This is a genomic window from Streptococcus jiangjianxini (assembly GCF_040225085.1).
Classification (GTDB): Bacteria; Bacillota; Bacilli; order Lactobacillales; family Streptococcaceae; genus Streptococcus; species Streptococcus jiangjianxini.
This window is the reverse complement of record NZ_JBEHGL010000010.1, coordinates 1-24,953: the sequence shown is the minus strand read 5'-3', so window position 1 is coordinate 24,953 and position 24,953 is coordinate 1. Positions and strand designations below refer to the sequence as shown.

Here is a 24,953-nt window from a genome sequence, read left to right as displayed (position 1 = left end):
ATAGTCAAACTTTATCTGACTTTATTATAGCATGATCGTTCTGCATTGCAAGTAAAAAGTTCAAAAAATTGGCAGTCTAACTAAAAGAGTGCTAACGAATTTTTTAACAGCTTAATATCAGGAAAATAGTTGATTTAGTGTTACTTTGAAAGCTTTTGTGGTAAAATAAGAGAAATCAATAGAAATAGAGGAGTATGATATGGAATCACATTTAGTGAGAATCATCAATCGTCTTGAGCTTATGGCCACAGATGGCGGTAATTTAAAACGTAATTTTGAGCGAGAAGGAGTTGTTGTTGCAGAAGTATCATTCAGTAACGATCCAGAAAACGGACCAGTTTTCACTTTGCGCGATGTTGAAGCTAAGGAGTTATATTCGTTTGATAGCATTGATTTGATTGCAATGGAAATTTATGATTTACTTTATTAAGTTAGTAGAAATGAGTCTGGGACATGGTGGCAGGCTCATTTTTATTTTGCCTTTAAAGGGTAGTATTAGGGGGATATTAGAGAGGTCGCTGGTAGCTAATGTAGAAACTCAGGTGTTAGAACTGATATGGCTTGAATTGAATATTTCAATGGATTTTCGCCTTCTTTATACAAAAAAAGAGGTTTTATTGTATAAAAATACCGAAAAACATTGTATTTTTAGTTTATCTATGCTATGATGGTTCTTATCTTTTAGTAAATAGGAGTTCGTTATGGATTTTTCTTTCCTTCCCAAGTATTGGGCTTATTTTAACTACGGTGTCATAGTCACCATTATGATTTCTGCTTGTGTTGTCTTTTTTGGAACCATTATTGGTATTTTAGTGGCATTTTCAAAAAGGAGTTCCTTTAAGCCTTTAGCTTGGCTAGCCAGTTTTTATGTTTGGGTATTTCGGGGGACTCCTATGGTAGTCCAAATTATGATTGCATTTGCCTGGATGCATTTTAGCGGAGCACCGACTGTTGGTTTTGGTGTCTTAGATATGGACTTTAGCCGTCTTTTGCCTGGCATTATTATTATCTCATTGAACAGTGGCGCCTATATTTCGGAGTCTGTTCGTGCTGGTATTGAGTCTGTACCAAAGGGACAGCTGGAAGCAGCCTACTCACTAGGTATTAAGCCTAAAAACGCTATGCGTTATGTTATTTTGCCTCAAGCGATTAAAAATATCTTGCCGGCTTTGGGGAATGAATTTATTACCATCATCAAGGATAGCTCACTTTTACAAACCATTGGGGTAATGGAACTTTGGAATGGTGCGCAGTCTGTAGTAACAGCAACCTATATTCCTGTCGAACCACTCTTGTTTGCGGCATTCTACTATTTAATGATCACAACAGCAATGTCTAGATTATTGCAAATCCTTGAAAAACGAATGGGTAATGGAGGAACACTATAATGACAGAGACATTAATTTCAATTGAGAATTTGCATAAACACTTTGGCCAAAATGAAGTGTTAAAGGGAATCAATCTAGACATTCACAAGGGAGAAGTTGTGGTTATCATTGGTCCTTCTGGATCAGGAAAATCAACATTTCTTAGGACCATGAATTTACTAGAAATACCAACTAAAGGTAGTGTTACTTTTGAAGGTATAGACATTACTGATAAAAAGAATGATGTTTTCAAGATGCGTGAGAAAATGGGAATGGTTTTCCAACAATTTAACCTTTTCCCAAATATGAGTATTTTAGAAAATATCACTTTATCGCCAATGAAAACAAAAGGCTTATCAAAGAGTGAAGCAGAAGCAAAAGCTTTTGAACTCCTAGATAAAGTTGGTCTTCGTGATAAAGCAGATGCCTATTCGTCCAGTTTATCGGGTGGGCAACAGCAACGTATCGCCATAGCGCGTGGATTGGCTATGGATCCAGATGTTTTACTTTTTGATGAGCCAACATCAGCTCTTGATCCCGAAATGGTTGGAGAGGTTTTGGCCGTTATGCAAGACTTGGCGAAGTCTGGAATGACAATGGTTATTGTGACACATGAAATGGGGTTTGCGCGTGAGGTAGCTGACCGCGTTATTTTCATGGATGGTGGCGTTATCGTAGAAGATGGCACACCTCAACAAATCTTTGAAAATACTCAGGAAGATAGAACGAAACATTTCTTGAGTAAAGTATTATAAAAAAGACGCTAGGTATCGGCCTAGCTTTTTGGTATAATGGTCAAAAAGTATAGGAGTGTATGATGGTAAGATTGATTGATGGTAAGGGCTTGGCCCAAAAGATGCAGGCTGAATTGGCTGAAAAAGTTACTCGCTTAAAGGAAAAAGAGGGACTTGTTCCAGGTTTGGTGGTTATTTTGGTCGGAGAAAATCCTGCCAGTCAAGTTTATGTTAGAAATAAAGAACGTTCTGCTAAAAAGGCTGGATTTTTCAGTGAAACAGTTCGTTTATCAGCAGATATTTCTCAAAAAGAGCTTCTGGATGTGGTTGACCAGTACAATCGAGATGATCGTTTTCATGGGATTCTAGTGCAGTTACCCCTGCCAGATCACATTGATGAGGAAGAAGTTGTCCTAGCAATTGACCCAACTAAGGACGTTGATGGTTTTCATCATGTTAATACGGGTCGTTTGTGGTCTGGAAAACCAGCTATGATTCCTTGCACACCGGCTGGTATCATGAAGATGTTCGCAGTTTATGGCGTTGATCTAGAAGGAAAAAATGCGGTTGTTGTTGGTCGTTCCAATATCGTTGGTAAACCGATGGCTGCTCTTCTCCTAGAAGCTAATGCTACCGTAACCTCAACACATTCTAGAACGAAAAATTTGGCTGATATTACCAAGACAGCAGATATTTTGGTGGTTGCTATTGGGCGCTCAAAATTCATCACAGCTGATTATGTCAAACCAGGTGCGGTTGTTATTGATGTGGGCATGAATCGCGATGAGAATGGAAAACTATCGGGGGATGTCGATTTTGAAGCAGTAAAACCAATAGCTGATCTGATAACGCCAGTTCCTGGTGGTGTTGGTCCTATGACGATTACGATGTTATTAGAGCAGACTTACGAGGCTGCATTAGCCACTCTAAAATAAAGTTGAAATCTTGTCTGTGGGCAAGGTTTTTTCTTGTCTTAAATTATATAAATGATATAATCTAGTTATGAAAACTAGATATAATATTTTTGAAGAAATAAAATTAGAAAAAATACCGCTATGGAAAGAGTTACCAGAGTTGGACCTCTATTTAGACCAAGTGCTTTACTATGTTAATAAGGTCAGTCAGACATGTGTTGATAGGGATGCTAAAGGGATTACCTCTTCTATGGTAAACAATTATGTCAAGCATGGTCATTTGGAAAAGCCGTTTAAGAAAAAATACCAACGTCATCAGGTAGCCCGTTTAATTGCTATTGCTTTTTTGAAAAATGTTTTTAGTTTGCAAGAAATTGGTGAAACTTTAAGTATTTTGAAGCAGAACTATAGCTCGGAAGAGTTATACAATTGGTTTGCCACTTGTATGAATGAAGAAGCAGAAGTGCCAGAAGTTATTGCTTACTCTTGTTTGGCTGTAAAGTCTTATTATAAGGCTCGCTTATTGACAATTGAGTTGGGAGGAAAAAACAGTGAATCAAACCTTTAAATTAAATCATCCGTTATCGTTTGGAGAAGAAATTGCCAATGCTACCACGCATGGGGTGGGATCAGCCGTTATGCTAGGTCTTCTACCTGTTACAGCTATTAGGGCCTACCAAGTCTATGATGCGACAGCAGCAGTAGGGATGTCCATTTTTGTTATCAGCCTTTTCTTGATGTTTTTGTCATCAACGGTTTATCATTCGATGACTTATGGAACGCCGCAAAAATACGTCTTGCGGATTATTGACCATAGTATGATTTACATCGCTATTGCGGGTTCTTACACACCCGTAGCCCTATCCTTGGTTGGCGGTTGGCTTGGTCTTACCATTATCGTTTTACAGTGGGGAGCCACCATTTTTGGGATTCTTTATAAAATTTTGGCTAAGAATATTAATGAGACATTTAGTCTTTCTCTTTATCTATTTATGGGCTGGCTAGTTGTCTTTATTCTCCCAGCCATTATTCAAAAGACTAATCTTATTTTTGGTCTGCTCATGCTGGCAGGGGGCTTATCTTATACGGTCGGAGCTTTCTTTTACGCTAAGAAAAAACCTTATTTTCATATGATTTGGCATCTCTTTATCCTTCTAGCTTCAGCCTTGCAATACATAGCTATCGTCTTTTATATGCTTTAACAGTCGGATATTATCTGATTGTTTTTGTTTTATCATGAAAACGCTTGACTTGGAGTTGACTCTAGGGTGTATAATAGGTTCACATTAGATAAATGGAGGTTAATGATGGAATACACAAGATTGGGAAATACAGGCCTTGAAGTGTCAAAATTATGTTTGGGTTGTATGAGTTTCGGAGATGCAAGCACTGGTTTTCATTCTGGTTGGTTACTTAATGAAGCAGACAGTCGTCATATTATCAAAAAAGCTCTGGATATGGGAATCAATTTTTTTGATACAGCCAATACCTATGCCCAAGGGACTAGTGAAGAATATCTAGGTCGCGCCCTAGCTGACTTTGCTAAGCGTGATGAGGTGATTATTGCTACCAAACTCTTTTTCGGCGATGGTCACTCTGATAGTCCAAATACCAAAGGTTTGTCTCGTAAGGCTATTTTTAATCAAGTAGAAGCCAGCTTAAAACGTTTGGGAACAGATTATATTGATATCTTATATATTCACCGTTGGGATTACCATACGCCGATTGAAGAAACCATGGCAGCTTTGAATGATTTGGTGCGTGCTGGTAAAGTTCATTATCTCGGTGCTTCAGCCATGTATGCTTGGCAATTCCAAAAAGCACAATATGTGGCTGAAAAGAATGGATGGACAACCTTCTCAGTTATGCAGAACCATTACAATATGCTTTACCGTGAAGATGAACGTGAAATGATCCCATTCTGTAACGATTATGGCGTTGCCTTAGTGCCTTATAGTCCTTTGGCGGCTGGACGTGTTGTTCGAGATTGGACAGCAGATACAGCGCGGAGTAAAACAGATCAAATTGCGCATGCCAAATACGATGCTACAGAAGATCAAGATCGTGTTATTGTAGAGCGAGTTGCAGAGTTAGCAGGTAAAAAAGCTGTTTCTAGAGCGCAAATCGCCCTAGCATGGTTATGGCAAAAAGGCATTCATTCACCTATTGTTGGTGTGACTAAAGAGAAATACTTGGACGATTTTATGGGTGCCTTTGATGTTTATTTGACAGAAGAAGAGGTGTCTTATTTGGATGAGTGCTACCAACCTCATGCTATTGTGGGTGCCTTATAGATAGAGTTATCGAAAAGATGATTAAAAATAGAGTTAGGAGTGTTCTACTACAACAGTGCTTCTAACTTTTTTTGTCGATTTCTTCTGCTTGATTTTTCTGCTTATTTGGTTGAAAAATGGTATAATGAATAAAGAATTTTGCATAAAAATGGAAAGGGAGCAGATGTCGGATTATCTAACGGTTAGTCATTTAACCAAGTATCTTAAGCTGAAATTTGATCGTGATCCGTATTTGGAGCGGGTTTATTTGACTGGACAGGTCTCTAACTTTCGACGTCGTCCCAATCACCAGTATTTTTCGCTTAAAGATGAGCATGCGGTTATACAGGTTACCATGTGGGCAGGTCAATTCAAAAAGTTAGGATTTGACCTTGAAGAAGGCATGAAAATTAATGTTATTGGTCGTGTCCAACTCTATGAGCCTAGCGGTTCTTATTCGCTTATCATTGAAAAAGCAGAGCCCGATGGAATCGGTGCTTTGGCTCTTCAGTTTGAGCAACTTAAGAAGAAACTGACGGCAGCAGGTTATTTTGATGATAAACATAAGCAACCTCTACCTCAATTTCCTAAAAAGATTGGGGTTGTGACTAGTCCAAGTGGTGCCGTTATTCGAGACATTATCACGACCATCTCGCGGCGTTTCTCTGGAGTTGAAATTCTGTTATTTCCGACCAAGGTTCAAGGAGATGGTGCTGCTCAGGAAGTGGCAGTTAACATCGCCAAGGCCAATCAAAGAGAGGATCTAGATCTCTTGATTATTGGGCGTGGTGGTGGTTCTATTGAAGACTTGTGGGCTTTTAATGAAGAAATTGTTGTAGAAGCTATTTTTGAATCGCGGTTACCTATTATCTCAAGTGTCGGACATGAGACAGATACAACTTTGGCTGATTTTGTGGCAGATAGGCGTGCGGCTACCCCAACAGCAGCAGCTGAATTGGCCACGCCAATTAGCAAAGCAGATGTTTTGGCTTGGATTGGTGAACGTCAGCAGCGGGCCTATCAGGCTAGTCTTAGACAGTTGAAATGGCAAGAAGACCGTTTGAATCAACTACGACAGTCCGTTATTTTTAGACAACCTGAACGTCTTTATGATGGTATTTCTCAAAAGTTAGACCATTTGACCAGCCGTTTGACACAGTTAATGGTTAATAAACTCAATCATGCGCAGCAACAAGAACGACTGTTAGAGCAACGATTCTTGACAACAGGATTGTCTGAAAAAATAAATCGATATGATGAACGTCTAGCCATATTAAATCGACTTCTCATGTCAAACACGACGAGTGTTTATGACAGCAAGATTAGTCGATTTGAAAAGGTTCAAGAAACGCTCTTATCGCTTGATACAACTAGGATTGTCGCGCGTGGCTATGCCATTGTCCAAAAAGACCAAAAAGCCATTACAAGTATTAGTGACGTCAAAAAAGGAGACCATCTCTCCATTCAAATGAAAGATGGTCAGATAGAAGTAGAGGTAGCAAATGCCAAGCAAGAAAAAAACATTTGAAGATAATTTAAAAGAGTTGGAAACTATTGTGGCTCAATTGGAAAATGGAGATGTGCCTTTAGAAGAAGCTATTGAACAATTTCAAAAAGGCATGCTTTTGTCTAAAGAACTCCAAAAAACCTTGCAGGATGCTGAAAAAACGCTGGTTAAAGTTATGCAGCCAGACGGAACAGAAGTGGAAATGGATGCCTAATGGATAAGATGTGGCAAATTGATCAAGCTATTCGCACTTATTATCAGAGTCAAGATGTTGTGTCACCGGAGTTGATTGAGGCTATCCTTTATTCGATTGACAGCGGTGGCAAGCGGATTCGTCCGAGAATTTTATTAGATTTGTTGGATGGTTTTGGTCTCGAATTAACAAAGGCACATTTTGATGTGGCAGCAGCTCTTGAGATGATTCATACGGGCAGTCTCATTCATGATGACCTGCCTGCTATGGACAATGACGATTATAGACGGGGACGTTTGACCAACCATAAAAAATTCGATGAGGCGACGGCTATTTTGGCTGCTGACTCTCTCTTTTTGGACGCTTCAGGCTTGATTGCTGAAGCGGATTTGGATAATGACATTAAAATCAGGTTGATACAGCTGCTGTCCCGTTTGTCAGGTACTTTTGGTATGGTTGGTGGGCAAATGCTTGATATGAAAGGTGAAGGTCAGAGTTTGACACTTGAGCAAGTTCAGTTGATTCACGCCAACAAAACAGGTGCTCTTTTGGCTTTTCCGTTTATCGCGGCTGGTCACATTACCAAACAATCGGATAGGATCATTGCAGATTTAAGCACAGCAGGTCAATTAATTGGTCTGGCCTTTCAAGTTCGTGATGATATTTTGGATGTTACAGCAGATTTTGAGGCTTTAGGCAAAACGCCTAATAAAGATCTCGAGGCTGCTAAGTCAACTTATCCAGCTCTTTTGGGCTTGGGTAAATCTTATGAGGTTTTGGAAAATTCGCTAAATCAAGCAGTAGCAATTTTTCAAAAAATGGAAGAAGAAACAGTCTTTAAAGCTGATGGCATGATGACCATCATAGAAAGGTTACGACTTCATGCCTAAAGAAAGAGTGGATGTGTTAGCCTATAAACAAGGCCTTTTTGAAACACGTGAACAAGCCAAACGTGGGGTTATGGCAGGCTTAGTCATTAATGTCGTTAATGGTCAACGCTATGATAAACCAGGTGAGAAAATTGATGATAGTACTGAGTTGAAACTAAAAGGTGAAAAGCTCAAATATGTCAGCCGCGGTGGGCTTAAACTAGAAAAAGCTTTGACAGTTTTTAATATCTCAGTTGAGGATGCGACAACAATTGATATTGGTGCTTCGACAGGTGGTTTTACCGATGTCATGCTACAAAATGGTGCCAAACTGGTCTATGCTGTTGATGTGGGAACCAACCAATTGGTCTGGAAATTACGTCAAGACGAGCGTGTGTGCTCGATGGAACAGTACAATTTTCGTTATGCTGAAACGAAAGATTTCACGAAAGGTTTACCATCATTTGCCAGTATTGATGTAAGTTTTATTTCGCTCAACTTGATTTTGCCAGCGCTAGCTAATATCTTAGTTGATGGCGGTCGGGTAGTTGCTCTTGTTAAACCGCAATTTGAAGCGGGGCGTGAGCAGATTGGCAAAAAAGGTATCGTCAAAGACAAGGCTGTTCATGAAAAAGTTTTAGAAAAAGTGACTACTTTTGCAGTGGATTACGGATTTACTATTAAGGGACTCGATTTTTCACCAATCCAGGGGGGTCACGGTAATATTGAATTTTTAGCCTATATGGAAAAATCAGCGACACCTGAAACGCTAGTATCAGCTGATATTGGTCAGGTTGTTGCGAGAGCACACGAGGAATTTAAGAAAAATGCGGAAGAATGAACGATTAGAGTTGATTCGAAAAATTGTTACTGAACAAGAAATTGAAACACAACAAGAATTGGTAACGATTTTAGAGTCAAAGGGAGTTACAGCAACTCAGGCAACGGTTTCTAGAGATATTAACAGCATTGGTATTATTAAGGTAAAAGGCAATCGTGGTGGCTATGTCTATGGCCTATCGAACGAAGCTGCTAAACGTTACATGAGCCCCTTGCAACGTGCAGCTGAGGAGAATATCTTGACAGTGACTCTAGGGCAGTCGGAGATTGCTGATATGATTAATATTGTCGTGGTTCCTGGATCGACAAAATATTTAAAACGACTGATTTTAGAGGATTATGCTGATCAGATTTTTAGCTTAATTGGTGACGATGATAGTTTGCTTTTGATTGCGACAACTGAAGAGAACGCTCGAGAACTTGCAGGAACGTTTCGAAGTTGGATAAGAAAAAAATAGAAAACGAGGAAGGTCATGTTATTAGAAATTTCCATTAAAAACTTTGCTATTATTGAGGAGATTTCATTGACTTTTGATAATGGAATGACAGTCTTAACTGGTGAAACAGGTGCAGGTAAGTCTATTATCATTGATGCTATGAACATGATGCTTGGCGCGCGTGCTTCAACAGAAGTGATACGACACGGACAGCGAAAAGCTGAAATCGAAGGCTTGTTTTCAGTGGAAAAAAGTCCTCAATTGGTTGCCATTTTGGAAGAAAATGGCATTGATTTTGAAGATGACCTCATTATTCGGCGTGATATTTTCCAAAATGGTCGTAGCGTTAGTCGTGTCAATGGTCAGATGGTGAATCTGACAACCTTGAAGTCAATTGGACAACATTTGGTGGATATTCATGGGCAGCATGATCAGGAAGAATTGATGAAACCAAGTTTGCATATCCGTATGTTGGATGAATTTGGTGACGCTGATTTTTCTGGCATCAAGGCAACTTATCAAGAAACCTTTGAAGCCTATCGTTTATTACGTAAACGAGTTCTTGAGCAGCAAAAGAATGAACGTGAGCATAAAGCTCGCATCGAGATGTTAGAATTTCAAATGGCAGAAATTGAGGCAGCAGTCCTCAAGTCAGGTGAAGATGACAAATTGGTTCAAGAGCGTGATAAGTTGATGAATCACAAACAGATTGCTGACACCTTGACCAATGCTTATACCATGCTTGATAACGAGGAAATGTCTAGTTTGTCAAATGTTCGCTCTGCTATGAATGACCTCGTGACCTTAGAAGAGTTTGATCCAGACTACAAAGACTTATCACTCCATCTTTCTGAGAGTTACTATATTTTAGAGGATGTGACTAAGCAGTTGGGTGACCTCGTTGATCATTTAGACTTTGACGCAGGACGCTTGTTAGCTATTGAAGCACGTCTAGATGTCTTAAACACTATTACGCGTAAATATGGCGGTAGTGTGGACGATGTTCTGGAGTATCTGGATAATATCACTAAGGAATACAATCTCTTGACTGGTAATGATGGTAGCTCAGAAAGTTTAGAGAAGGATCTTCGCCGTTTGGAGAAAGATCTATTAGTTGCTGCTGCGAAATTATCTGAAGCAAGACATGACATTGCCTTGTCACTTGAACAAGAGATTAAGGCTGAACTAAGAGAGCTGTATATGGAGAAGGCAGACTTTCGAGTGCAATTTGACAAGGGAAAATTCAGTAAAGAGGGCAATGAGTTGGTTGAGTTTTACATTTCAACCAACCCTGGAGAAGGATTTAAACCGCTTGTCAAGGTAGCCTCTGGTGGAGAGTTATCCCGCCTTATGTTAGCGATTAAATCTGCCTTTTCCCGTAAAGAAGATAAGACCAGTATTGTCTTTGATGAAGTGGATACTGGGGTCTCGGGACGCGTTGCTCAAGCGATTGCTCAAAAGATCTATAAAATCGGCAGTCATGGGCAGGTTCTTGCTATTTCACATTTACCACAAGTTATTGCAGCAGCAGATTATCAATTTTATATTTCCAAAGAAAGTGATGAAACGTCAACGGTATCTACTGTGCGACTTCTTACGCAAGAAGAGAGAATTGAAGAGATTGCTAAAATGATTGCTGGGAGTGATGTGACTGCTTCAGCGCGTGAGCAGGCCAAGGAACTGCTTCGAAAATAAGGTTTTCACCGCTTGATGACTGCTCAAGGAGCGTCAACGGTTCCTAAACAGATCGTTTTTTGATATAATGTAGTTCACAGAATAAAGAAAATAAGATTAGAACAGGTTTTGATATGAGTAAGATAAAAATCGTAACAGATTCCTCTATTACAATAGAACAAAGCATTGTAGAAGCATTGGATATTACTGTTGTTCCGCTTTCTGTAATGATTGATGGTGAAGTTTTCTCAGATGCTGACTTAAAAGAAGAAGGAAAGTTTCTTTCATTGATGAAGTCTGGAAAGGCATTGCCCAAAACAAGCCAACCACCAGTAGGACTCTTTGCGGAGGTTTATGAAGGTTTGGTATCAGAAGGTGCCGATCACATTGTGTCTATTCATTTATCTCACTCTTTATCTGGAACTGTAGAGGCCTCTCGACAAGGAGCAACGATTGCTGGCGTTGATGCAACCGTTATTGATTCTAGCTTTACTGATCAAGCCATGGCATTTCAAGTTGTCGAAGCGGCTAAACTTGCGAAAGAAGGCGCTAGTTTGGAGGCAATCCTAGCTGGCATCGAACAGGTTCGCCAGAAAACGGAACTTTATATTGGTGTGTCAACTTTGGAAAATCTGGTTAAAGGTGGTCGCATTGGGCGTGTGACAGGGCTTTTGAGCTCCTTGTTAAATATCCGTGTTGTCATGGAAATGACAAATCATGAACTTGTTCCGATTGTTAAAGGACGCGGAGCTAAAACCTTTACTAAGTGGTTGGATAGTTTTCTGGCTAGCGTTGAGGGTCATCCGATTGCAGAAATTGGTATTTCCTATGCAGGAAAGAAAGATTTCGCTCTAGCATTGAAAGAAAAATTACAAGCTTTTGTCAATCAAGAAATCTCTGTTTTAGAGACGGGATCCATTATCCAAACTCACACGGGTGAGGATGCTTTTGCGGTGTTAGTGCGCTATGACTAAGACGATTAAAAGTGGACTTGCTGTATTTTTGGCAAGTCTTTTAGTGTTTACCCTTATTTTTTGGTTCTTGTTTCCAGCTTCAAATGCTCAACTGAAGAAGTCGGATTTTTTAAAGGAAAAGCAGGAAAAATTCCATTTGTTAGCTATTGGAGACTCATTGACACAAGGCGTTGGTGATACAACCAACCAAGGCGGCTTTGTGCCTCTCTTAGCCAAACGGTTGGATGAAACTTACCGCTATCGAACGGTCACTAGTAATTATGGGATTTCAGGGAATACCAGTCGGCAGATTTTGAATCGGATGAAGAAACAAAAAGCGATTCAAAACAATTTAAAGACTGCGAATATCATGACTTTGACAGTTGGTGGCAACGATGTTATGAAAGTGGTTCGAGAGAATTTGGATCACCTAAATGAGGGAAGCTTTACAGTTGGTTCAAAGACTTACAAAAAAAATCTTAGACAGATTATTGATTTAGCTAGGAAAGAAAATCCAGACTTACCCATTTATGTGGTTGGTATCTATAATCCTTTTTACCTCAATTTCCCTGAAATGACCCAAATGCAAGATATTGTTGATCAGTGGAATCTTGGAACCAAAAAACTAACAACCGAGTATGATAAGGTTTATTTCGTCGGTATTAATGATCAATTATATAAAGGGGTTGATGGAAAAGAAGGTGTTGTGTCAGTATCAGGTGATCAAACAACTGTTGTCAATGATGCTCTCTTTACAGAAGATCACTTTCATCCCAACAATACTGGCTATGGTATCATGGCAGATGCTATCATGGAAAGGATAAGTCAAACACATGAAAAAAAATGAGCTTAGTTTATGGAAGTATCTCTTCCTGATTTTATTGGCGATGAACCTAGCCTTTGTGGGTGTTGTTGGTTACCGAGTCATACAACCTCGTGAGCAAAAGATCAGTCAAAAATCAGAGTCAAAAGACAAGACAACGGCCATAAAAGCTGGGACTTTTGTCACGACAAGAGAAGAGTTGAATAATACAGCAGCTGCTTTTTTGGAAGATTATCAAACCAAGGGATTGAAGTATGAATTTTACACGACCTCAAGTCAGGTTCTTTTTCAAGGTTCCTATCGATTACTAGGTTATGAAATCCCGCTTTACGTTTACTTTGCACCTTACGTTTTAAAGAATGGTGATGTTCAACTAGAAGTAACCTCCGTCTCTGCTGGTACTCTAACCTTACCAAAGAAGGAAATCTTGAGTTATATTTCAAATGCTTATGATATTCCTAAGTTTCTCGCGATAAAACCTAAGAAATCTGAAATCATTTTGTCATTGAAAGATATTAAATTGTCAAATGGTCTTTATGCCAAAGCAACCGAGTTTGACTTAGCAAATGATCGAATAAGTTTTGATTTATTTAAAGAACCTTAAAGGTATGAAAAATGGGAAAATAACATCCATAAGAGCGTTAATTACTTGACCTTATAAGGTTTTTCCGATATGATAGAGACTGTTAATAAGCATTAAGCTTAAAATTTATGGAGGATTTGTTCAAAATGGCAAATAAACAAGATTTGATCGCAAAGGTTGCTGAAGCAACAGAATTGACTAAGAAAGATTCAGCTGCAGCAGTTGATGCAGTGTTCGAAGCAATCGAAGGATTCCTTGCAGAAGGTGATAAAGTACAACTTATCGGTTTTGGTAACTTTGAAGTTCGTGAACGTGCAGCTCGTAAAGGCCGCAACCCACAAACTGGTGAAGAAATCTCAATCGCAGCTTCAAAAGTTCCAGCATTCAAAGCTGGTAAAGCACTTAAAGACGCTGTAAAATAATTTAATAATAAAGAGCTTATTGTATCAATGTTTTGACGTTGTGCAATAGGCTTTTTCTATGTTTTAGGACATAGAATCAGTATTTTTTCAAGATTTCAGCCATATTTTCTTTGAGTTTCTTGGTGACGTGGGATGGGGTGGTGTTGAGGTCTTGGCACCCATGTTGGGACTTCACGGTCCCTAAGAGCTGTTAAAGAGATATTGTTTTCAGCTAGATGACAGATCACGGTATGGTGAAAGATGCGGCTGATAAGATTCGTCTGGATTGGTTTTTAAAGCTACTTATTTGCTTTCTGTAAGGTCAAATGGAGTGAATTGGTCTGAATTAAGCTACTGTTTTTTGTTGTGAAAAGATAGACGATTGCCGTCTTTTTTGTTATCATCTAAAGAGTTTAACTAGTTTAACTGCTCTGGTTTTTTGGTGGAAAGAAGGCGCAGTCATAGACTGTTTCCGTAGTATTTTTGGAGAAAATACGTTATAATGATGAGACTAAAGAAGAGAGAAGCGCAATTTATTGGCTGACAAACGAAATAAGCAGGAGGTAAACGGTTGTATGGAGGGAGAAAAGTCTCGTTCCAATTTTGTGTTGCCGTTATGTTTTGGAAAATATAGAACCACTCGAAGCCTTGCTGCATTATTTACGATGGTAGCTCTTTCAGCGGGAATGATATCGGGGCAAGGGTATGCAGATGAGTTAACAGAGTCAGATGAGTCTGTTGTTTCTGTAATGAGTGAGACGGTAATTTCAAATAATTCGGAAGAAGGCCATCTTGAGAACAGAACTAATCAGGATATTTCTAAAACGATAGATAGTACCCTTGAGTCGACTGCTGACGCTGATGAGAAGGTTTGGAGTGATGATAAGAGCTCATTAGCCGATCAAACACTAGCTGAACATACTGCTGAAACAAGTGATGCTTCAGACTTAGTAAGTGGATCCTCTGTTCAAGATACAAAAACGATAACAGATAAAGAAGTGAGTCAATTTGATTTGTGGAACGCGGTTGGTTTTGATCAAGAAGCTGCTAGTGATCCCACAAAAATAGCATTAGCTAATTTTCCCATTTCAACAACTAGATCTGATATTCCTTTATTAATGTCGCCAAATGTGAAAGCTGTCGTTCTTGAATTTTCAGGGGCTAGCTATTATTCTGAAACTGAAGGGATATTGGTTGAAAGAGATAACAGACACGACCTGCTAATCACTTATGATGATGTCACAGACACTTGGCGAGGGCAGCCTTATGTTCATCAGTCTCAAATGGGAAATAGCACATTTGTTGTTAAATCTATTCAAAATGAGAATGGCTCAATTGCCCTTTATGTTCCTGTGACGAAAGAGCAAATATCTGTTTTTCAAAAGGGTTTATATACAGTGACAGCTACGTATTCAGAAAAGTTGTATGCCACTGTTAGTGATTGGATTATAAATACGGCACCTACTATTGACATTGCTACGGAAACAGTTACAGCAAAAGTTGATGAGGTTGTTGATTTATTGTCGGCAGTCACCATCTTTGATAAGGAAGATGATTTTTCAAATAGTGATAGCTACACAACACGTATTGAAACCTTATCGTATGAAAATCTATCCACAGGTGAAATCACTAGTTTAGAAGATGGTACGACTTCAGTGCAACTAAGTAATCCCGGGGATTATCGAGTGCGGATTTCCGTCAAAGATTCTGATGGTCAAAGTGCCCAAAATGAGTATATTTTGACTATCTCACCGCCTCCGCAAGATCCTACCGACCATGAAGAATCCTCCCCTAGAGACGATGGCTTGATTGATGGCGAGTCTCCTCTTTCACCCGAGTTACCTGGTACTCTTCCGGATAAAGATTCTGAACACCCGATACCTGCAGATGATGTAGAAGGGTTTCCGGAGCCTCAGGCTCCCAACGATGGTTCTGAAGATTCTTCAGTTATAGACGATGGTTTGCTTGATGGCGAGCCTTCTCCTTCACCCGAGTTACCCAGTACTCTTCCGGATAAAGATTCTGAAGCCCCAATAACTGCCGATGATGTAGAGGAGCCTCTTTCTCCTCAGGATCCTAGCGACGGTTCTGAAGATTCTTCAGTTATAGATGATGGTTTGACTGATGGCGAGCCTTCTCCTTTACCAGAGTTACCTGATACTCTTCCGGATAAAGATTCTGAAGCCCCAATAACTGCCGACGATGTAGAGGAGTTTCCGGAGCTTCAAGATTCCAACAACGGTTCTGAAGAATCCTCGCCTAGAGACGATGGTATGCTTGAAGGCGAGTCTCCTCTTTCACCCGAGTTACCTGGTACTCTTCCGGATAAAGATTCTGAAGCCCCAATAACTGCCGATGATGTAGAGGAACCTCTTTCTCCTCAGGATCCTAGCGACGGTTCTGAAGAATCCTCCTCTATAGACGATGGCTTGATTGATGGCGAATCTCCTCTTTCACCTGAGTTACCTAGTACTCTTCCGGATAAAGATTCTGAAGCCCCAATAACTGCCGACGATGTAGAGGAGTTTCCGGAGCCTCAGGCTCCCAACGACGGTTCCGAAGAATCCTCCCCTATAGACGATGGCTTGCTTGAAGGCGAGTCTCCTCTTTCACCTGAGTTACCTGGTACTCTTCCGAATAATGATTCTGAGCACCCAATAACTGCAGATGATGTAGAGGAGTTTCCATCTCCGCAGGATTCTATTGATAATAGTGATGATGATAGTGGTGAGGAGTTTATTCCTGCTAGTTATCTTCTTTTAGACACTGTACCAGATAGTGAAGCTGCTGATCGGACGGATAGCCGTTCAGAGGAAGAAATGGAAGTGATTGAGTCTCCTGTTTTGGAAAGAGAGACTTCAAAGATAATGCAGGTTGGACTCGCTACTTCTGAAGATAATAGTAGTCAAACGCAAGACCGATGGTTTAATGTAACAAGAGTTCCTACAACCTCTACTTCGAGTAACTTAGATGTGTCAGTCAAAATAGCTCAAAAAGTGTTAGAACGCTTTAGTGATTCGGTTTATTCTTCAGAGGGGAGGAATGCTACCTTCTTTGACCAATCTGAATTAGAGCCAATGACTAATGATAAATCGCAACATTTAGCAGAAGCTAGAAAAGTTACTGTTGGAGATGATGGTGATATAGGCCTATTTGATGGAACAGTAGACAATTTTTTCTCTATCAAAAAGAAGGATGACTTAGGTTCGCTGCTAGTTCATCTGTTAATGGTTGTCATGATTATTGCCTATAGTTTGGTCGGATTTTATTTTCTGAGAAGAGATCACTAAACGATAATGTTTCCTGTTACGAAGCGATAACATATAGTAAAAAATGATAAGGTGAAAGGTTAAAAGTAATGATTGACTTAACTGAAGAGTTAGAAGCAGAATATCAGGCTGTTCTAGCGCATTTTCGTAAAAAACACAGTCGCATTACTGAGTCTAGAAAAGCGATTTTAGCGTATATGATTGCTGCTAATCACCATCCTAGTGCTGAGCAAATTTATAAGGATTTGAGTCTCTGTTATCCCAATCTCAGTCTGGCAACTGTTTATAATAATCTCCGTGTCTTGGTTGATGAGGGTTTTGTATCAGAGATAAAAGTGACCAATGATCAAACCACTTATTTTGATTATAAGGGACATGACCATATTAACGTTATTTGTGAGATTTGTGGAAAAATCAGTGATTTGGAAATCGAATTGCCGGATATTGCTCGAGAGGCAACCTCTCAAACAGGTTATAAAATTACTAAGAGTCAGTTTATGATTTACGGTATTTGTAGCAATTGTCAAAAAGAACAAGCAGAAAGGTTATAAGAAACATGTCATCTATTCAAATTATTGCCCTCATTCTACTTGCTTTTTCAATTGTAAAAGCTGTTGCTTTAGTTAAAGTGTTCAATATTTTTAAGCCAGATCCTAATGCTAAGGTAGAGGAAGTACCGTCCAAAACGGAAGAGGAGCGATGTCAAGAAGAGGACGATTTAGAAGATGACTCCCTATTTTAAGATGAAATAAGTATAGACAATATTGGCTTATTCTCATGGTTTGTAGTGATTGATAAACTAGAGAGCGACGCACCCCTAACGCTAGACGCAATATCTAAGATTAGGGGTGTTTTTCTACTATTTTGTCAAGTGTATTCAGGCGTTAAGATAGCAAATATCTTCAAGACAGCTGTCAATGATCTGCAGCTGTCTCATTTTTGAGGTCTGATGAGTCTTAAAACTACATGCCAAAACAACACCTTATTTTGTGATTTTTTGATAAGATGATATAACAGTAGGGTATGAATGGCTTTAGTGATTTTGGGTAAAAGGATAATCGTAACGTTTGTTATGAATTACGAGGTAATATATCGTTCGAATGAGACATATACATCGGCAATCGTAAGTGGCTTAGTTGAAGGCACTTGCGATTGTCGTTTTCGTTTTTGATGAAATTAACTGGTGAAGCTTACCTAAAGATACGCAATCGAGCATGAAGGAGAGGTAGAGCTTTAGAGTGAGATAAAACAAAAACAGTGCCACAGGATGCTATTGGTATGGTATATTCACTAGATTGGTGTAAAGCAGACTAGAAGAATCTTAGATAAAAAGGTGTTTCAGACTCATGCTTGATGAGATTTCTCCGTAGAGATGTTGTAGTAGAACAATTATCTATATCGGACAAGATTAGCCAATGGCGACAGCAGCTTATTTTCGCTTTTTGGAAACTAACGTGGTTCGCCATGTCATTAAAGGGCAATAAATCCGATACGGCTTAACGGTGTCGTTCTCATTATCCTTAAATTTGATCGTGTCTATGGATTTGGGACATCTTATCAATCGCTGAGTAACCTTGAACAGTCGCTTATAGCTGCTGTTTTTATTCGGCTCAGATGCAACCCTGTCGATTATTGTATTATTTTTTTAACATCTAGAAATGAAAACGTTTTTATTGTACAATGTTGGTAACAATTTTAACCGTGAGGATAATGAATATGTGGGCACATTACAATCAAAAAATGAATCAAAAGCAGACATTGAAGGAACACTCTTTCAACGTGGCTGTTGATGCTAGACAAAGTGCTTCATCAATTGGACAAGGGGATATTCTCTTTCTTTTAGGCCTGTATCACGACCTAGGAAAATCTGATCCTTTGTTTCAAACTAAGCTTTGTCAGAAGCCTAACTTGCAGGTAGACCATTCTTATGCAGGTGCCAAGTATCTCTATGGTATGATGGCTCAGATTTTTCCGAAAGCAGCATTCGCTGATAAAAAACGCTCCTTTTTTAAAGACACCATAACCTATGTTATCGCGGCCCATCATGGCATGTATGATATCCCATTTGACGACGGTCAGAGCGCTCAAAGGTTTAGTTATAACAAAACTTTTCAGCGGATAATGCAAGCTCGAGAAAATTACGCTTTTAACCCAGATGTTCTCCATTATGCCGAGGAGTTGGAAACATCCTTATCTGATTATGGGTACCCTTGTTTGCAGGACCTACTGGAGCGATCTTGGAGCAATTTTCGATTATTGTGGGAAAAATTATCACCTAGAGATGAGAGTGAGGAAGCTTTCTATGCGGGTTGCATAGTGAGATTGTACCTGTCCTTGCTTAAAAACGCGGATATTTTAGACACCATTAATGCCTACGGTTTCATTCTAGAACCACCCAGCTTGACTAAAAAACGAAAACTCATTCAAGGTTATCGGCAATCAGTTGAAGACTTGTATGCTAGTTTTGGGCAACCTAAGACACCTCTAAATCGTATTCGTACTGCAATTGCAGATCGTGTAAAGGCGCGTGGTGGTACTGATACGACGGGTGTTTATCGCCTCAATTTGCCGACAGGTGCAGGTAAAACGAATCTTAGCTTGCGCTATGCGACACAACAGATGACGAAGCAGGGTAAACAGCGATTCTTCTACATTACACCATTCTTATCCGTTTTGGAGCAAAATGCTAGCGCGATCAAAGGCGTTATCGGTGAAGAAGGGGTGCTTGAGCACCACTCTAACGTTGTGAAGGAAAGTACCACCAAAGAGGAGCAAAGTGATGAAAAAGCAGCGCTATTGACGGATTATCTTTTAGATAGCTGGGATAGTCCTGTTGTTTTGACATCCATGGTACAGTTTTTTCAAACGCTTGTTAAGACAAAGTCTAGCAATATTCGTCGCTTTTCTAGTTTGATTGATAGTGTTATTATTTTGGATGAAGTCCAATCCTTGCCCGTTGAGGTGACGACGCTCTTTAACCTAACTCTTAATTTTCTCAATCAAGTGATGAACGCAACGATTGTTTTGTGTACAGCAACGCAACCTACATATGGATCTGATGAGATTAAACACCGGCTTTCTTATGCAAATGAGGCAGATATTGTCACATTGTCAGCGGAGGAATTAGAAGGATTTACACGAACAGAACTTTGGAAATTTGATGAGACTAATGGTAAAACCAGTCTTGCTGAAGTTGCTGATTTTGTATTGAGTGAGGAGAAATCAAGCTTGGTTATTCTTAATACCAAAAAATCTGTGGATAACCTTTATCGGATTCTGGAAAATCAAGTTAATCGTCCGCTCTACCAACTCTCAACCAATATGTGTCCCCAGCACCGCTTGGACGTGATTAAGGAAATTAAAAAACAACTTAAAAAAGAGATACCTGTGATTTGTGTCAGCACTCAGTTAATCGAGGCAGGAGTTGATGTTGATTTTGAACAAGTTGTGCGGTCTTATGCAGGGATTGATTCCATTGTTCAAGCCAGTGGTCGTTGTAATAGGGAAGGTAAACGTCATAAGGGGCGTGTCACTTTGGTCAATCTGACCGAAAATGAAGAAAGCTTATCACGTCTGAAAGAAATCAAGCATAAGAAAGATGTGACAGAAACTATTATTAGACAGTACCATTCACCTATTGATGTTGCATCGCTTAACGATTGCTTTTTTGAAACATATTATGCCAATCATAAGAATGATATGGATTACCCTATCGGAGATAACGAAACAGGTTATGATTATCTCAGTTGCAATGAGTTTTCTGGTGGTAAAACAAAAACGATACTGCGACAGTCGTTTAAGACAGCTGGTCATAACATTAATCTCATTAAAGATGACAGCGTCAGTGTTTTGGTAAGTTATGGTGAAGCCAAAGAGACAATACCAGTTTTAGAAGATATTTTAAGCAGCACAGATTATCCAACAAGTGAAGAATGGTTTCGTATTAAGCAGCTTCTAAAGGAATTGCAGACCTATACTGTCAACCTTAGAAACGGTGATGAGTTATTGGCTGCAACCAAATCTTATTTAGATGGGGAAGTATTGATTTTACAAGAAGAGTATTATGACGAGGTCATTGGGGTAAAAAAAGAAGCAGCTAGTTTTATCTTTTAAGAAAAGTAAAACTAGCTGCTCAGATTGAAGACAAAGTCCTTAGAATTTTATTGGCTCATTGTCAACTGTAGTGGGTTGACTTGAAAAGGCAACCCTTTTCTGTACAAAATTTATAAAGTGTTATTGTCAAAAAATACTAAGTTAAAAAAATTTTATGAAAGTTCAATCTTGGGATTGTAGAAAGGATGAGAATATAAACATGATTAGCATTAGTAATTTGAATTATCAATATAAGAGAAGTTCAAAAAAAATCCTTGATAATATTTCATTAGAAATAAAGCCAGGAGTATATGGCTTGATAGGTGCTAATGGAGCTGGAAAAACAACTTTATTAAAAATTATTGCAACTCTTTTACCCTTTGATAAGGGGAGTTTATTTATAGGCGATTTTAATGCAAAAATCGATTTGAGTAAAATCAGATCTCAGATTGGATACGTTCCTCAAAGATTTGAATTTTTTGAGATGCTTACAGTATATGATTTTTTATACTATATAGGATTAAATAAGCAAATACCATTAGAAGAACTTGATAATTCAATAGTATATTGGTTGGATAAATTTAATCTCATTGATAAAAAAACAGAAAGGATAAAAGCACTTTCTGGAGGTATGAAACAGAGAGTTGCTATTATTCAATCATTAATAGGAAGCCCTAAAATTTTGATTTTTGATGAGCCTACTGTGGGTTTAGATCCTATAGAACGTTTGAGGTTTAAAAACATTATAAATGAAATAAAGAAAGATAAAATAATCATCATATCGACGCATATAATATCTGATGTATCTGCTCTATGTGATATGTTAGGAGTAATGAGTGGTGGGAAGATTTTATATTCTGGGTCTGTGGATGAGCTTATTGAGGAAGCCAAAGGAAAGATATCGACACTTGTAATTGGAGAAGGTGATAATATTCCAGAAGTAATTATGGAGAGAATTATATCCATAAAACGATTTGAAAATAAAATCTATTTAAAAGTTATAGACGAAGGGAACTCAGGTAATAGTGTAACACCAGATTTAGAAGATGCTTATTTTTTAAGGATCAAAAAAGAGGTGTTGAATATATGATAATAGAAATGAAATATATTCTTAAAATTCAAATGCAAGAAATATTTAGGAGTATTAAGAAGTATATATTTATATATGCTCTAATAATTATTCTGTCAAATGTTTTATACAAACAAGATTTTAGTATGAAAATAACTTCGAATTTAGTGCTTTTAACATGGATAAGCTTGATGAGTCTTATGGGTATTAAGGTATTTACAGAAAGCGAAAGAGGAAGTTTATTTGTCATTAATAAAATACCTAATTTTTTTAAATATGCCAAACTAATATCAGCGCAAATGATTTTTAATTTGCCGTTATTCATGTGCATGTATGTCCAAATTTTTTTTCTTGGACAAGAATCTTTTAAAAGTTTAGGTTTGACACTCCTAGCATATTTATTTGCTATTATGCTTGGAGTATTTTTGGGAAATACATTCTCAAAAACAAGTTCGTTGATTATTTTGCTGCTTATATTTGCATACAATTTTTTGGGGGTTAATCCGTATAAACAGACTGAGTATACTTATTTTCTGGGAATGAATGAGTACCTCTTTAATTTAAGTAACATCAATGTTATTAATTTAGGTAAGATGATGCTAATTATATTATTGGGAGTATTTACTATATATCTAAAAAGAAAACACTTGTATCTAAAAATTGGGAAGTATATTTCATGTTTAACCTTATTTCTAGGTCTATTTATTTTAGAGATGACCCAGTATAGCCTGTATGTAAGTGGTGAGAATACATCATTACAAGTTAGAAATATTGAAAATAGAGAAGTTGTTTTTAAAAACATCAATTCCCTAGAGTATATGGAGGGAGTGAAGCTTTTAGAGAAAACACAAGATTATTATATCGACCTTGGTGGAAGTTCGGTGAAATCTTATGTTATCAAGAAAGATTTTTTGTCATCTCTTCAGTGGAAATTGATAGATCAACCCCCAAATTATATATTAGAAGAAAATGATTTAATAGTAAATATATATAGTTTGGCGGAATTAAATTTTCATGAGTCAGATATTATATCTAAAAACTGTGATGATATGATTGATATGTGGAAGAGCTCTATTCCAAATTACATTGATGGAAATAGATACTTTCGTCATATTATTGATGGTAGCGGTAACGTTTTTAAAATAAAAGCCATAGAAGCAACTTTTGGAGAAAATAGTTCAGTATCAAATTCCATAAATAAAGAATTGGATACTATTATAGAATCGCCTATAACAAAAAATAATTATGTAAAAAGAGTTGGTATTTTGGTGGCTAATAATCACAAACAGGATTTGGTAAAGTTAGTCAGAATGCTTGATGATATTAATGTGGAAACAGATAGAGAGTTTATACAAATATTAAAGAACAAGTTTCCAGATATTTATCAGGATCCTTATATGTATAGTTTTTTTAAAGATATATTGAGGGGGTGAAAAATAGTGGGCTTTAGGAATATTTTAATAAAAAACAAAAATTTTATAACACTTACTTTTGTATCATTTTTCATATTATGTTTTGTCGATATGAAATCTTTTGGGATGATTAGTACAGAAGAAGCAATGTTATTTAGATTGTTAAGTCAGCAAGTATTTTTGATATTTTTACTTCCTTTGTGTATATTGAGTGTATTGAATCAAAAATTCATTCAAATACAGAAAAACTATTTGGTTATATATACAAATAATGAGGTTTTAATTATAAAAAACTTGGTAAATCTGATGATACTTGTTCAATTAGTTTCTTATACTATAGGACAATTATTTTTTTGTTTTGTTAATTATGTTTATACTGGAAATTTATATATTAGATACCTTAATTTTCATCTCGTTACTATCCTTGAAATAATGGCAATGAGTTATATAATTGTATCTTTTTTGTTGATATTGAAGAAAAACCTATTTGTATTTACTGTTTATTATGTTTTGATATTGTTGTTACTTGTATATAATAATGGGTACATTTCAATACCAATGACTGTAAAAAATATACATTTGCTTAGTGACACAACATTCCAGCTTTTTTTATCAAGAGTAGTTTGGATATTTGTCTCATTTATAAGTTTTAGAGTATCATTAATTTGGTATAAAAATTGTTTTTATGAGGAATGAAGATGGAAGAACTAGTATATATTGGTGCAGTATCTAATGGAAAAATTGATGAGCATAAAATAAATATTTCTATGGATGCTATCTATGAAGTTGTTTGTAACGTGGATACAAATTGTAAAATTATCACACATGAGTCGCCTTTTAAAGGTGCTATGATGGTGTGAATACAGGTTGTAAATAGATAGAAAGGGACGTCAATGCTATCAATCGTAATAAAATTATTATTTGAAAAGGCAACCCTTTTCTGTACAAAATTTATAAAGTGCTTTTTGTTAAGCGATAACTCGCCTAGCCATTGGTGTTTGATAGTTGAGACTGCCGTGAATGCGATGATGATTCCACCAGTGGACGTAGTCCTTGGTTTTAAGATTTAGTTCTTCAAGTGAATGAAAACTTTCTTGATTAATAAACTCCAGTTTGAAAGACCGGTAGGTGCTCTCAGCTACGGCATTGTCATAAGGACATCCTGCTTGACTAAGTGAGCGGGTAATGCCAAACGTCTCTAACATCTCATCTATCAGCTGATTATCAAACTCCTTGCCACGATCAGAATGGAAAAGATTGACCTGGGTTAGTGCATAAGGGATACTCTGAATAGCTTGCTTTACGAGCGCTGCAGTCTTCTGCCAACCGACTGACAGACCAATGATTTCACGATTATAGAGGTCTATTATCAAGCAAACATAAGCCCAGCGCTTGCCAACACGAACATAAGTCAAGTCAGTTACAATCGCTTCAAGTGGTCTTTCTTGGTTGAATTGCCTGTCTAAGAGATTTGGAATGGGTGCTTCATTTTTCCCTTTAGAACACGGCTTGAAGCTAGTCTGCTGGTAAACAGATACGAGAT

At 37.9% G+C, this 24,953-nt stretch carries 26 protein-coding genes and 1 pseudogene; 25 read left to right on the top strand and 2 right to left on the bottom strand.

All coding sequences use genetic code 11. The features are described from left to right. Positions 1-199 precede the first annotated feature (199 nt). From ABP870_RS05570 to ABP870_RS05470, 21 genes are all read left to right on the top strand, one after another. The gene (locus ABP870_RS05570; RefSeq protein ID WP_350014471.1) at positions 200-430 is read left to right on the top strand and encodes a DUF1797 family protein; all 231 of its coding nucleotides are present in this window, start codon (positions 200-202) and stop codon (positions 428-430) included. Continuing rightward, positions 414-668 carry a hypothetical protein gene (locus ABP870_RS05565; protein WP_350014470.1) on the top strand — a complete coding sequence of 85 codons (255 nt, stop codon included), beginning with the start codon at positions 414-416 and terminating at the stop codon, positions 666-668. Before ABP870_RS05570 ends, ABP870_RS05565 begins: the two co-directional genes overlap by 17 nt. A gap of 33 nt (positions 669-701) precedes the next feature. Further along, a complete protein-coding gene (locus ABP870_RS05560) occupies positions 702-1,388 on the top strand; it encodes an amino acid ABC transporter permease (protein ID WP_350014469.1) in 687 nt (228 codons plus the stop codon). Next, positions 1,388-2,122, top strand: coding sequence for an amino acid ABC transporter ATP-binding protein (locus tag ABP870_RS05555; protein ID WP_350014468.1), 735 nt, complete (start codon positions 1,388-1,390; stop codon positions 2,120-2,122). The genes ABP870_RS05560 and ABP870_RS05555 overlap by 1 nt, the downstream gene beginning before the upstream one ends. A gap of 62 nt (positions 2,123-2,184) precedes the next feature. Further along, positions 2,185-3,036 carry a bifunctional methylenetetrahydrofolate dehydrogenase/methenyltetrahydrofolate cyclohydrolase gene (locus tag ABP870_RS05550; protein WP_350014467.1) on the top strand — a complete coding sequence of 284 codons (852 nt, stop codon included), beginning with the start codon at positions 2,185-2,187 and terminating at the stop codon, positions 3,034-3,036. A 67-nt stretch (positions 3,037-3,103) separates the two neighbouring features. Beyond that, entirely contained in the window at positions 3,104-3,583 is a 480-nt protein-coding gene (locus ABP870_RS05545) for a DUF1836 domain-containing protein (protein ID WP_350014466.1), read from the top strand. Further along, a complete protein-coding gene (gene trhA, locus ABP870_RS05540; RefSeq protein WP_350014465.1) occupies positions 3,567-4,217 on the top strand; it encodes a PAQR family membrane homeostasis protein TrhA in 651 nt (216 codons plus the stop codon). Before ABP870_RS05545 ends, trhA begins: the two co-directional genes overlap by 17 nt. A 105-nt stretch (positions 4,218-4,322) precedes the next feature. After that, entirely contained in the window at positions 4,323-5,309 is a 987-nt protein-coding gene (locus ABP870_RS05535) for an aldo/keto reductase (protein ID WP_350014464.1), read from the top strand. 163 nt (positions 5,310-5,472) lie between these two features. Then, positions 5,473-6,816, top strand: a complete 1,344-nt coding sequence (gene xseA / locus ABP870_RS05530) for an exodeoxyribonuclease VII large subunit (RefSeq protein ID WP_350014525.1) — start codon at positions 5,473-5,475, stop codon at positions 6,814-6,816. Then, positions 6,791-7,009: an exodeoxyribonuclease VII small subunit gene (locus ABP870_RS05525; RefSeq protein WP_062709624.1), complete on the top strand. Its 219-nt coding sequence runs from the start codon at positions 6,791-6,793 to the stop codon at positions 7,007-7,009. The genes xseA and ABP870_RS05525 overlap by 26 nt, the downstream gene beginning before the upstream one ends. After that, entirely contained in the window at positions 7,009-7,878 is an 870-nt protein-coding gene (locus ABP870_RS05520; protein ID WP_350014463.1) for a polyprenyl synthetase family protein, read from the top strand. Before ABP870_RS05525 ends, ABP870_RS05520 begins: the two co-directional genes overlap by 1 nt. Then, positions 7,871-8,698, top strand: a complete 828-nt coding sequence (locus tag ABP870_RS05515; protein WP_350014462.1) for a TlyA family RNA methyltransferase — start codon at positions 7,871-7,873, stop codon at positions 8,696-8,698. The genes ABP870_RS05520 and ABP870_RS05515 overlap by 8 nt, the downstream gene beginning before the upstream one ends. After that, the gene (locus tag ABP870_RS05510) at positions 8,685-9,155 is read left to right on the top strand and encodes an arginine repressor (protein WP_350014461.1); all 471 of its coding nucleotides are present in this window, start codon (positions 8,685-8,687) and stop codon (positions 9,153-9,155) included. The genes ABP870_RS05515 and ABP870_RS05510 overlap by 14 nt, the downstream gene beginning before the upstream one ends. A gap of 15 nt (positions 9,156-9,170) precedes the next feature. Further along, positions 9,171-10,829, top strand: coding sequence for a DNA repair protein RecN (recN, locus tag ABP870_RS05505; RefSeq protein ID WP_350014460.1), 1,659 nt, complete (start codon positions 9,171-9,173; stop codon positions 10,827-10,829). Positions 10,830-10,942: 113 nt separating this feature from the next. Continuing rightward, the gene (locus ABP870_RS05500; RefSeq protein ID WP_350014459.1) at positions 10,943-11,782 is read left to right on the top strand and encodes a DegV family protein; all 840 of its coding nucleotides are present in this window, start codon (positions 10,943-10,945) and stop codon (positions 11,780-11,782) included. Beyond that, the gene (locus tag ABP870_RS05495) at positions 11,775-12,608 is read left to right on the top strand and encodes an SGNH/GDSL hydrolase family protein (RefSeq protein WP_350014458.1); all 834 of its coding nucleotides are present in this window, start codon (positions 11,775-11,777) and stop codon (positions 12,606-12,608) included. Before ABP870_RS05500 ends, ABP870_RS05495 begins: the two co-directional genes overlap by 8 nt. Continuing rightward, a complete protein-coding gene (locus ABP870_RS05490; protein ID WP_350014457.1) occupies positions 12,595-13,188 on the top strand; it encodes a YpmS family protein in 594 nt (197 codons plus the stop codon). Before ABP870_RS05495 ends, ABP870_RS05490 begins: the two co-directional genes overlap by 14 nt. 125 nt (positions 13,189-13,313) lie before the next feature. Beyond that, positions 13,314-13,589: an HU family DNA-binding protein gene (locus ABP870_RS05485; RefSeq protein WP_350014456.1), complete on the top strand. Its 276-nt coding sequence runs from the start codon at positions 13,314-13,316 to the stop codon at positions 13,587-13,589. Positions 13,590-14,143: 554 nt separating this feature from the next. Then, positions 14,144-16,858 (top strand): hypothetical protein, encoded by a 2,715-nt coding sequence (locus tag ABP870_RS05480; RefSeq protein ID WP_350014455.1) that lies wholly within the window; start codon positions 14,144-14,146, stop codon positions 16,856-16,858. A gap of 68 nt (positions 16,859-16,926) precedes the next feature. Beyond that, a complete protein-coding gene (locus ABP870_RS05475) occupies positions 16,927-17,388 on the top strand; it encodes a Fur family transcriptional regulator (protein ID WP_350014454.1) in 462 nt (153 codons plus the stop codon). A gap of 5 nt (positions 17,389-17,393) precedes the next feature. Further along, entirely contained in the window at positions 17,394-17,579 is a 186-nt protein-coding gene (locus ABP870_RS05470; protein ID WP_350014453.1) for a hypothetical protein, read from the top strand. Between the two features lie 291 nt (positions 17,580-17,870). Here ABP870_RS05470 and ABP870_RS05465 read toward each other — a convergent pair. Beyond that, positions 17,871-18,013: pseudogene (locus ABP870_RS05465) on the bottom strand (IS110 family transposase); the annotation flags it as partial. 534 nt (positions 18,014-18,547) lie between these two features. Between ABP870_RS05465 and cas3 the strand changes: the two are divergent. The 4 genes from cas3 (at position 18,548) to ABP870_RS05445 (ending at position 24,270) form a co-directional block, all read left to right on the top strand. Next, positions 18,548-20,950, top strand: coding sequence for a CRISPR-associated helicase Cas3' (cas3, locus tag ABP870_RS05460; RefSeq protein ID WP_405054642.1), 2,403 nt, complete (start codon positions 18,548-18,550; stop codon positions 20,948-20,950). 154 nt (positions 20,951-21,104) lie between these two features. Further along, the gene (locus ABP870_RS05455) at positions 21,105-22,019 is read left to right on the top strand and encodes an ATP-binding cassette domain-containing protein (RefSeq protein WP_350014451.1); all 915 of its coding nucleotides are present in this window, start codon (positions 21,105-21,107) and stop codon (positions 22,017-22,019) included. Next, the gene (locus ABP870_RS05450) at positions 22,016-23,431 is read left to right on the top strand and encodes a hypothetical protein (RefSeq protein WP_350014450.1); all 1,416 of its coding nucleotides are present in this window, start codon (positions 22,016-22,018) and stop codon (positions 23,429-23,431) included. The genes ABP870_RS05455 and ABP870_RS05450 overlap by 4 nt, the downstream gene beginning before the upstream one ends. A 677-nt stretch (positions 23,432-24,108) precedes the next feature. Beyond that, a complete protein-coding gene (locus tag ABP870_RS05445; protein WP_350014449.1) occupies positions 24,109-24,270 on the top strand; it encodes a hypothetical protein in 162 nt (53 codons plus the stop codon). 108 nt (positions 24,271-24,378) lie between these two features. On the opposite strand, the gene ABP870_RS05440 is transcribed toward ABP870_RS05445, so the two are convergent. Then, a partial coding sequence (locus ABP870_RS05440) for an IS3 family transposase (RefSeq protein WP_350014448.1) occupies positions 24,379-24,953 on the bottom strand: 575 nt, incomplete at its 5' end.